Origin of the sequence: Streptococcus sp. (assembly GCF_041802885.1) — a bacterium.
Lineage (GTDB): Bacteria > Bacillota > Bacilli > Lactobacillales > Streptococcaceae > Streptococcus.
Genome location: NZ_JBHCHN010000064.1, coordinates 60,677 through 69,369, shown reverse-complemented (window position 1 = coordinate 69,369; position 8,693 = coordinate 60,677). Strand labels below are relative to the sequence as shown.

The window sequence follows — 8,693 nt, the reverse complement described above, 5'->3', positions numbered from 1 at the left end:
CACTGCTCGGATAGCGCTAATAATCACTTCTTTTTCTAGGTTTAACTTTTGCCAGTAAGAAAAAAATAAAGTAATCTAGGAGATTGAAAGTATGCTTGAACCCTTGCAATTTGATTTAGATACCTATACTGGTCTTCAAATAAAAGAAAGACTTAGTTATTATGTCGAAAATTCAAAATCGGCACTAAAAATTCATAAAACTGATAAAAAAAGAGCGATGTCTATTTTGATGGAGTTAAAGAATCACTTAGACATTGAGTATAAATACTATACAAAATTGAGATTCGAAAAAGTATTATCAAGCTTTGAGAATGACAATCATGATGTGATCAATGACTATGTGGATGGTATTAAAAAAGCAAGGGCTAAACTTATTCGAACCAATAGTTATGATCATTTAGGTAGTAATCTCTACGATATAAGTGATTATATTGGTTTCGTTGAAATTGACGCTATTTGCGACAATTCAGTCTATGGTCATCTTTATTGTAAAATGGCTAAAGATAAATTCTACAATGATAAGTCTGACAGTAGATTGTCTGAATTGCTTTCTTTATTGATAAAGTTTTATTCCAGTCCTTCAAAACAAAAGGCTGAAGAAATTGCAAAAGTAATCAATAATTACAACCCAAAAGTAATTCAACCATATGTTAACGGGCGTTTAATCAAAAGATATCTGTAGTTAAAAACAACCCCTTGCCCCACCCACCTCATCTATGCTACAATGAAAGAAAAACAGAAGGAGGTTGTGCCTATGGAAAAAACCTTTTTTATCATTAAGCCGGATGGGGTGAGTCGGGGTTTGATTGGTCATGTCTTGCATCGGATTGAGCGGCGGGGGTTTGTGATTGAACGCTTGGAGATGCGGCAGGCAACACCTGAGCTCTTGAGGGAACATTATGCGGCCCTGGTTGATAAGCCTTTTTTCCCTGAGATTGAAGAATACATGACTTCGGGTCCGCTCTTGGCTGGGGTCATTGCGGGAAATCGGGTCATCTCTTCTTGGCGGACCATGATGGGGGCGACCAATCCCAAGGATGCTCTGCCAGGGACCATTCGTGGAGATTATGGGCAGGCCCCTGGTGATTCAGGTGGGATTTTCAATGTGGTCCATGGTTCCGATTCGACCGAATCTGCCAAGAGGGAAATCGCCCTCTGGTTTGGGGAAGAATCCATCTAATAGCTACAAGTTGATGAAAGCGAAAAGTCGAGCAGAAACTCGGCTTTTTGTGGTATAATGAAGGGTAAGAAAATTTTGACTGTATAGGAAAAGAAGATGACAATCGAAGAATTAAAAAAACGTCAGGAGAAGATTCGGAACTTCTCCATTATTGCCCATATTGACCATGGGAAATCGACCCTTGCTGATAGGATTTTGGAGCAGACGGAGACGGTATCCAGCCGGGAAATGCAGGCCCAGCTCTTGGATAGTATGGACTTGGAGCGGGAGCGTGGAATTACCATCAAGCTCAATGCGGTCCAGCTCAACTACAAGGCCAAGGATGGGGAAACCTATATATTCCACCTGATTGACACCCCTGGGCACGTTGACTTTACCTATGAGGTGTCTCGTTCACTAGCAGCCTGTGAAGGGGCCATCCTGGTGGTGGATGCGGCTCAGGGAATCGAAGCCCAAACCCTGGCCAATGTCTATCTGGCCCTAGATGCGGATTTGGAAATCCTGCCTGTTATCAATAAGATTGACCTTCCAGCTGCTGACCCTGAGCGTGTTCGCCATGAGATTGAGGATGTGATTGGTCTGGATGCCTCAGAAGCTGTATTGGCTTCAGCCAAGGCTGGTATTGGGATTGGGGAGATTTTGGAGCAGATTGTGGAAAAGGTGCCTGCACCAGCTGGTGATGTTGCAGCTCCCCTCCAAGCCCTGATTTTTGACTCTGTATACGATCCTTATCGGGGAGTGATTCTCCAGGTTCGGATTGTCAATGGGATGGTCAAGCCTGGCGATACCATCCAGATGATGTCCAATGGCAAGACCTTTGATGTGACCGAAGTAGGGATTTTCACGCCAAAGGCCATTGGTCGAGATGTCTTGGCTACTGGAGATGTTGGTTATATTGCAGCTTCCATCAAGACAGTCGCTGATACCCGGGTTGGTGATACCATCACCCTGGCTGACAACCCAGCTTCGGAAGCTCTGGCTGGCTATAAGCAGATGAACCCCATGGTTTTTGCCGGTCTTTATCCCATTGAATCCAACAAGTACAATGACCTCCGTGAAGCCTTGGAAAAACTGCAACTCAATGATGCCAGTCTCCAATTTGAACCCGAAACCTCACAAGCCCTAGGCTTTGGTTTCCGCTGTGGATTCTTAGGCCTGCTTCACATGGATGTCATCCAAGAGCGCTTGGAGCGGGAATTTAACATTGACCTGATTATGACCGCACCGTCGGTAGTCTACCATGTCAATACCACTGATGGGGACATGCTGGAAGTGTCTAACCCTTCTGAATTCCCAGACCCAACCAAGGTGGACAGCATTGAGGAGCCCTATGTCAAAGCCCAAATCATGGTCCCGCAAGAATATGTAGGGGCTGTTATGGAATTGGCCCAGCGCAAGCGGGGGGATTTTGTGACCATGGATTATATCGATGACAACCGGGTCAATGTCATTTACCAGATTCCTCTGGCGGAAATCGTCTTTGATTTCTTTGATAAACTCAAATCTTCCACTCGTGGCTATGCCAGCTTTGATTATGAGATTTCAGAGTACCGCAGATCCAAACTGGTCAAGATGGATATCCTCCTCAATGGGGACAAGGTGGATGCCCTCAGCTTTATCGTCCACAAGGAATTTGCCTACGAGCGGGGCAAACTCATCGTTGAAAAACTCAAGAAAATCATTCCTCGCCAGCAGTTCGAGGTGCCGATTCAGGCGGCTATTGGTCAAAAAATCGTGGCTCGGTCTGACATCAAGGCCCTGCGGAAAAATGTCTTGGCTAAATGTTATGGTGGTGACGTTTCCCGTAAGCGCAAGCTCCTTGAAAAACAAAAGGCTGGCAAGAAACGGATGAAGGCCATCGGTTCTGTGGAAGTGCCACAGGAAGCCTTCCTCAGCGTTCTGTCCATGGATGAGGACGATAAGAAATAGAAAGTGTGTGGCCCTCGATGACAAAAGAAATCTATAAACTAACTTCACCTGAGACGGATTCCCTTGCCAGCCGTGCTGCGGCCTTTTCCCAGGAATTGGAAGCGACAGTGATAGAAGCAGTCGGCTATGAAGTTGGGAGTATGCAGACCATCCTCTATGTTTTTGAGCGCTACTTTGTCCGCACAGAGAATATGGCCAGCCTGACCGTCCTCTTTTCCAATGATGGAAAAACTGTCACCGTTGATGTGATTGCATCGGGTGCCGGCGAAGGAATCCTCAATATTACTTGGGGAGCCAATGCCTCCTTTGCCAAAATGGCTGTCGACCTTCTGGCAAAACAGGGGTTTACGCCAGTTGAAGGCTAGTCCCACTTAGGCTGTCCTAGAAAGGTTGTTCATGGTCGATAAGCGCATAGAAGATATAGCAGAAAAAATGAGCCAGGAAGGGAAAGACATCTATCTAGCCATGATTCCGCCTTACAAGGCCGGCTATGTGGACTATGTTTTTCAAACAGACAAGCCAGACATCCAGGCCAGGCGGATTAAGAACCTGGATAAGAATTTCAGGCGCTTGCTGACGGAGCCCTATTTCTGGATTCAGCCCATGAGCCAGGATTCAGCTGAACAGATTGCAAGCTGGCACTATCCCGCCCCCTATGATTTTTATGATATGGTGGCGGATGAGGAAGATTTGGCCCAGCTTTTGTCCGAAAGCACTAGAGAAAATACCTATTTTGAGGTCATCCGAAACGGTGCCCTCTTTGGCTTTGCCACTTTTTTTCCAAAAAAAGACTATCTGGAAATTGGTCTGGGTATGAAGCCAGACCAGACTGGCAAAGGTTTGGGAGTTAATTTCTACCAGGCCATCGAAGACTATGCCCGCAAGAACTTTGACTGTCAAGTTCTGCAATTATCCGTCGCCAGCTTCAACCAGCGCGCCTTGGCACTTTACCAAAAAGTGGGCTATGAGAAAGTGGAAAGCTACCAGCAAGCCACAAATGGCGGGGAATATCCTTTTTTCAGATTGGAGAAATGTGTCGAGGATGTTGATGGAATCAATATGGAGAAGAAGCTAGATGAGTAACAATGTGGAACAGATGGAAGAAGCAGAGAAGCGATCGCGGGTCCATGAGCGAAATCATCTGGTTCGCCAATTAAGCCCTGTTGAATATCAACACTACCGTAAAAATCGATGGAAAATTTTTAAGGAATCCTTTTTCGAACAATTAGGCTGCGGTTGTGTTTTTGGTTTTCTATTTGGTTTGGTTGTGGCGGCTGTTGTCCTCTTTGACCGAAAGGAACCATGGTCGACCGTTTTAGTCCTATTTGGGCTTACCTGGCTGGTTTCTCCAATATTCTATGCTATATATAGCGTTTGGGATGCCAGGGTTCAAAATGAAATTGCTTTTTTAAACAAAATCTTTAAACGACGTCCTGCTACGAAGCAAATAGCCATTGCACAATTTCATGATGAATTAAAGCAGATTTTGGTAATGAAATCAAAATCCAATACTCATCAATCAGCCATGGAATCTGTTTTTATCAGTAAAGATTAGAAGGAAAATTAGAAAGAATATGCCAACAAAACCTAAAAAAATTAAAGAATTGAAGAAGGAGCAAGAGGTAATTTCTAACCAAGAGACTCCTAAGAAAGGGCTGGATTTGGCCAGTGCCTCTGGAATCTTCTTCATCCTGCTCTACGCCTTCGGTGTCTATACCAACCTCCGGACTGGCAACTACCTCATGGCCGGAATCTGGTTTGTCCTTATCGGGGTCAATCTCTTCTTTATTGCCCGCAATCGCAAGTGGAAGAAGTAAATTTGTAAAGTATTGATAGAATCAGATATATTTTTGCTGTCTATTACATAGGAAACCTACATCAAAATAGTATTAGTTTTTCGAGATAATAGTCTGTATCATTGAAACAATAGGAGTGAGTAAGGGAGATAGTGAATGCGAGAACGGGTTATTCAGTTTAAGGGCCAGTGGCGAGACTATCAACAACGTGTTTTGTCTGCAGGTGAAGGCTATTTGAAAGATGGAAAAATTCATATTGTAGCCTCACCAGGATCTGGAAAAACGACACTTGGTTTGGAATTGATTGGTCGACTGAATCAACCAGCTTTAATCTTGGTTCCGACGATCACTATTCGTGAACAATGGGTCAGTCGCTTAAAGTCCTCGTTTTTAGAAGAGGAAACTGATATTGCAACTCTTGTTTCACAGAATTTAAAAGAACCAAAACGTATCACGGTGGCAACCTACCAATCTCTCCATTCTGCTATTTCTCAGTTTAAAGGTAGACTGCATGAAAAAAGAGAAACAAATGAGGAAACCGATGATGTCTTTTCAGAGGTTGAAGAGTCAGTCGACTTTTCAAGTTTTGATTTGATAAAAAGTATGACAGAGCTAGGTTTAGCAACCATTTGTCTGGACGAATGCCATCATCTTCGAAATGAATGGTGGAAAAGTCTTGAATTGTTCCGTCAATCTTTTCAGAATGCTAAAATGATAGCTTTGACCGCCACACCTCCCTATGATTCCACCCCTCATCTTTGGCAACGCTATATCAATATGTGTGGTGAAGTCGATGAAGAAATCTCAATTCCTGAGTTAGTTAAGGAAGGAAGTCTATGTCCTCACCAAGACTTTGTTTATATTTCTGAACCCACTAAAGATGAGAAGAAGAAGCTGGAGACTTTTTATAAGGACAGTTTACAATTTTGTGACAGATTATTAGAAGACCCTGCATTTGAAGAAGCAATCTTAACACATAAGGCCTTAAAAGGACAGCTTTCAAATGAGGAACTGTTAGAAAATCCGGTCCATTTATCCAGCCTCTTAATTTTTTTACAGGCTAAGCAGTTACCTTACCCAACAAACTTGAAAACACTTCTTTCAGATAAAAAATTGCCTAGACTCACTGTGGAATGGTTGAGTCAACTCTTACAACACTTTTGTTATGTTGAGCCTGATTTTTATGTTGTGGATGAAACTTATCGTAAGAGTTTAATCAGTGAGATGAAATCTCTCGGTTTAATTGAGAAGAAAAAAGTTTGTTTTTCACGAAATCAAAAATTAGATCAGTTGCTCCTCCATTCTATCGGAAAAATCAATTCTATCAAAACGATTGTCGCGCATGAATATAAACAATTAGGAAAAGAATTGAGGCAGCTCATCTTAACAGACTACATTCGTAGAGACTTTGAGAATCAAATTGGTCAGGAAGATATAAGTATTCAAAGTTTGGGTGTGTTGCCTATTTTTGAAGTAATTCGCAGGGAGGTTCTGAAAAAATCACCAGAAATAAAACTTGGGATTCTGTGCGGTAGTATTGTAGTCATTCCTCTTTCTGCTAAGAAATCATTTTTACAATTTGTTGGTCAAGATAGAGTTAGCTTCCAACAATTTGCTGGTTTGTCCGACTATCTTTTAGTTTCAAGTGTTGGTTCCAGACATTTTCTGACTGCTGCGGTAACTGAACTCTTTATGCGAGGGGACATTCAGGTTCTTATTGGAACAAAGGCCCTTCTTGGCGAGGGTTGGGATGCTCCATGTGTCAATAGTCTTATTTTAGCCAGTACTATTGGCAGTTTTATGTTGAGCAATCAAATGAGGGGACGAGCTATTCGTTCATGGCAGAAAGCACCGGAAAAGACAGCTAATATCTGGCATTTGGTCTCCATTAACCCGAAGCCCTCCCTAGTCTCTAGGGAGAAAGAACAACCCACTCTTCACATGGATTTAACACAGTCAACTTTGGGAGACCAAGACTTATCCTATGGTGAAGAAAGTCCAGACTTGCAGCTACTTAGACGAAGAACAGATCATTTTTTGGGACTGAGTTACGATGGTCAGACTATTGAAAGCGGGATTGATAGATTCAGTATTATCAAGCCAGCCTTTACTTCAAAAAAAATAAAGGATATCAACCAGTTTATGTTGGAAAGGTCTAGCGATCGAAAAGCTATAAAAGATGGCTGGCAAACAGCGCTTACCATTTCTGAAAAGTTTGATGTAGCCAATTTGATTGAGATGAGATCGGAACTTGTCAGCCCAGTACTTTTTTATGAAGCTAAGCGAGCTCTTATCCGTTCATTGATAATTGATGGGCTGATAGTCTTGATCCGAGTCGCATTTTCATTAAGGACGCCAAATTGGTTTAATATACTATTTGTTCTCGGACTTCTTGTTTTTGTAGGTATTCAAGGGTGGCGTTATTTCCACTATAAATCTCCACTTACTCGCTTACAAATTTTTGGTCAAGCAATCCTAAAAGCATTATTGGAACAGGACAAACTTTCCACAAACGAATGTGGTGTAGAAGTTCATACATTTGATGATGTTTTGATGCAGATTTCTTTAAAAGGCGGAAGCGGACGAGATAAGGAAATTTTTAGTCAAACGATTAAAGAATTTTTTGCACCTGTCGACAACCAGCGTTATCTGATCCATAAGACGGGCAAAAAAGCTAAGAAGGAAATGTCATCCTATTTTGCTGTTCCTTCTGTCTTTTCAAAACAAAAAGAAGTTCAAAGTTTTGTAAAAAGTCTTGGTAGCTATTTGGGTTCTTATGAGCTTATCTACACCCGAACCCCCTTAGGGCGCAAGCATTTACTGGAGGCTAGAATTTTGGGACTTGCCAATCAGCAAAATCATCTACTAAATAAAAAAATGGTTCGAAAATCTGAATTTACATAACTAGAAGCATCAAATAAGTCAAAAGAGAAATCAATATGGACATTGAAAAATACCGGCAACTGGCTTTGCAAAAGCGGGTCGAACATAAGAAATTTTTGGCTAATTTGCGCAAGAAGGCCCCAAAAAATCTGGACAGGATTGTTCAGGAAATCCATGAGGAAGTCTTCTCAGAAATCGACTGCACCCAGTGTGCCAACTGTTGCAAGGATTTGGGACCCGATTTGACAGAAGCAGACATCACTCGAATTTCCAAGCATTTTCGCATGAAATTGCAGGACTTTGAAGCGACCTATCTCCAGGTGGATGAGGACGGTGACAAGGTTTTCCAGTGCATGCCCTGCCCTTTCTTAGGTCAGGACAATCTCTGTTCCATCTATGATGTCAGACCCAAGGCCTGTCGTGAGTTTCCTCATACGGACCGCAAGAAGATTTACCAAATCAATCATTTGACCCTCAAGAATACCTTGATTTGTCCAGCAGCCTACCTTTTTGTAGAAAAATTGCGGGAGCGCATCTAGCATTTGTGAATTTTTAACAAAATCGACCCTAAAGTGTTGACTTATGTCTCCCAAACTGTTAAAGTAGATGAGTATTAAGTTTTTTTGAGTCAAAGTATCAGTTTATCTATGTTTTATCTCTTGGAAGTTTTTTACAAATAAAGAAAAAGAGGTAACTCAAATGGCAGTAGGAACTGTAAAATGGTTTAACGCAGAAAAAGGCTTTGGCTTCATTTCCCAAGAAAACGGACCAGATGTCTTCGCACACTTTTCAGAAATTCAAGCAGATGGCTTCAAGTCTCTGGACGAAGGTCAAAAGGTCGAATTTGAAGTGACAGAAGGCAACCGTGGCCCACAAGCCAGCAACATTGTTAAATTGTAATCATG

10 protein-coding genes are annotated in these 8,693 nt (G+C 42.2%); all 10 read left to right on the top strand.

Annotated features, from left to right (window positions below):
* Window positions 1–91 precede the first annotated feature (91 nt).
* The 10 genes from ACEYCN_RS08410 to ACEYCN_RS08365 all read left to right on the top strand — a co-directional run bounded on the left by ACEYCN_RS08410 (window position 92) and on the right by ACEYCN_RS08365 (window position 8,688).
* On the top strand, window positions 92–682 hold the full coding sequence (locus ACEYCN_RS08410) for a hypothetical protein (RefSeq protein ID WP_373713839.1): 591 nt from the start codon (window positions 92–94) through the stop codon (window positions 680–682).
* Window positions 683–754: 72 nt separating this feature from the next.
* Window positions 755–1,180: a nucleoside-diphosphate kinase gene (gene ndk, locus ACEYCN_RS08405; protein ID WP_373713838.1), complete on the top strand. Its 426-nt coding sequence runs from the start codon at window positions 755–757 to the stop codon at window positions 1,178–1,180.
* Window positions 1,181–1,276: 96 nt separating this feature from the next.
* The gene (gene lepA / locus ACEYCN_RS08400) at window positions 1,277–3,109 is read left to right on the top strand and encodes a translation elongation factor 4 (RefSeq protein ID WP_373713837.1); all 1,833 of its coding nucleotides are present in this window, start codon (window positions 1,277–1,279) and stop codon (window positions 3,107–3,109) included.
* A gap of 17 nt (window positions 3,110–3,126) precedes the next feature.
* The gene (locus ACEYCN_RS08395; protein WP_373713836.1) at window positions 3,127–3,474 is read left to right on the top strand and encodes a DUF6054 family protein; all 348 of its coding nucleotides are present in this window, start codon (window positions 3,127–3,129) and stop codon (window positions 3,472–3,474) included.
* A 31-nt stretch (window positions 3,475–3,505) separates the two neighbouring features.
* Window positions 3,506–4,192: an N-acetyltransferase family protein gene (locus ACEYCN_RS08390; RefSeq protein WP_373713835.1), complete on the top strand. Its 687-nt coding sequence runs from the start codon at window positions 3,506–3,508 to the stop codon at window positions 4,190–4,192.
* Between the two features lie 13 nt (window positions 4,193–4,205).
* Window positions 4,206–4,664 (top strand): hypothetical protein, encoded by a 459-nt coding sequence (locus ACEYCN_RS08385; RefSeq protein WP_373713834.1) that lies wholly within the window; start codon window positions 4,206–4,208, stop codon window positions 4,662–4,664.
* Window positions 4,665–4,683: 19 nt separating this feature from the next.
* Window positions 4,684–4,926, top strand: a complete 243-nt coding sequence (locus ACEYCN_RS08380) for a hypothetical protein (protein WP_373713833.1) — start codon at window positions 4,684–4,686, stop codon at window positions 4,924–4,926.
* 135 nt (window positions 4,927–5,061) lie between these two features.
* Window positions 5,062–7,809 (top strand): DEAD/DEAH box helicase family protein, encoded by a 2,748-nt coding sequence (locus ACEYCN_RS08375; RefSeq protein ID WP_373713832.1) that lies wholly within the window; start codon window positions 5,062–5,064, stop codon window positions 7,807–7,809.
* Window positions 7,810–7,844: 35 nt separating this feature from the next.
* Window positions 7,845–8,327: a YkgJ family cysteine cluster protein gene (locus tag ACEYCN_RS08370; protein ID WP_373713831.1), complete on the top strand. Its 483-nt coding sequence runs from the start codon at window positions 7,845–7,847 to the stop codon at window positions 8,325–8,327.
* A gap of 160 nt (window positions 8,328–8,487) precedes the next feature.
* Window positions 8,488–8,688: a cold-shock protein gene (locus ACEYCN_RS08365; RefSeq protein WP_373713830.1), complete on the top strand. Its 201-nt coding sequence runs from the start codon at window positions 8,488–8,490 to the stop codon at window positions 8,686–8,688.
* Window positions 8,689–8,693: the final 5 nt, after the last annotated feature.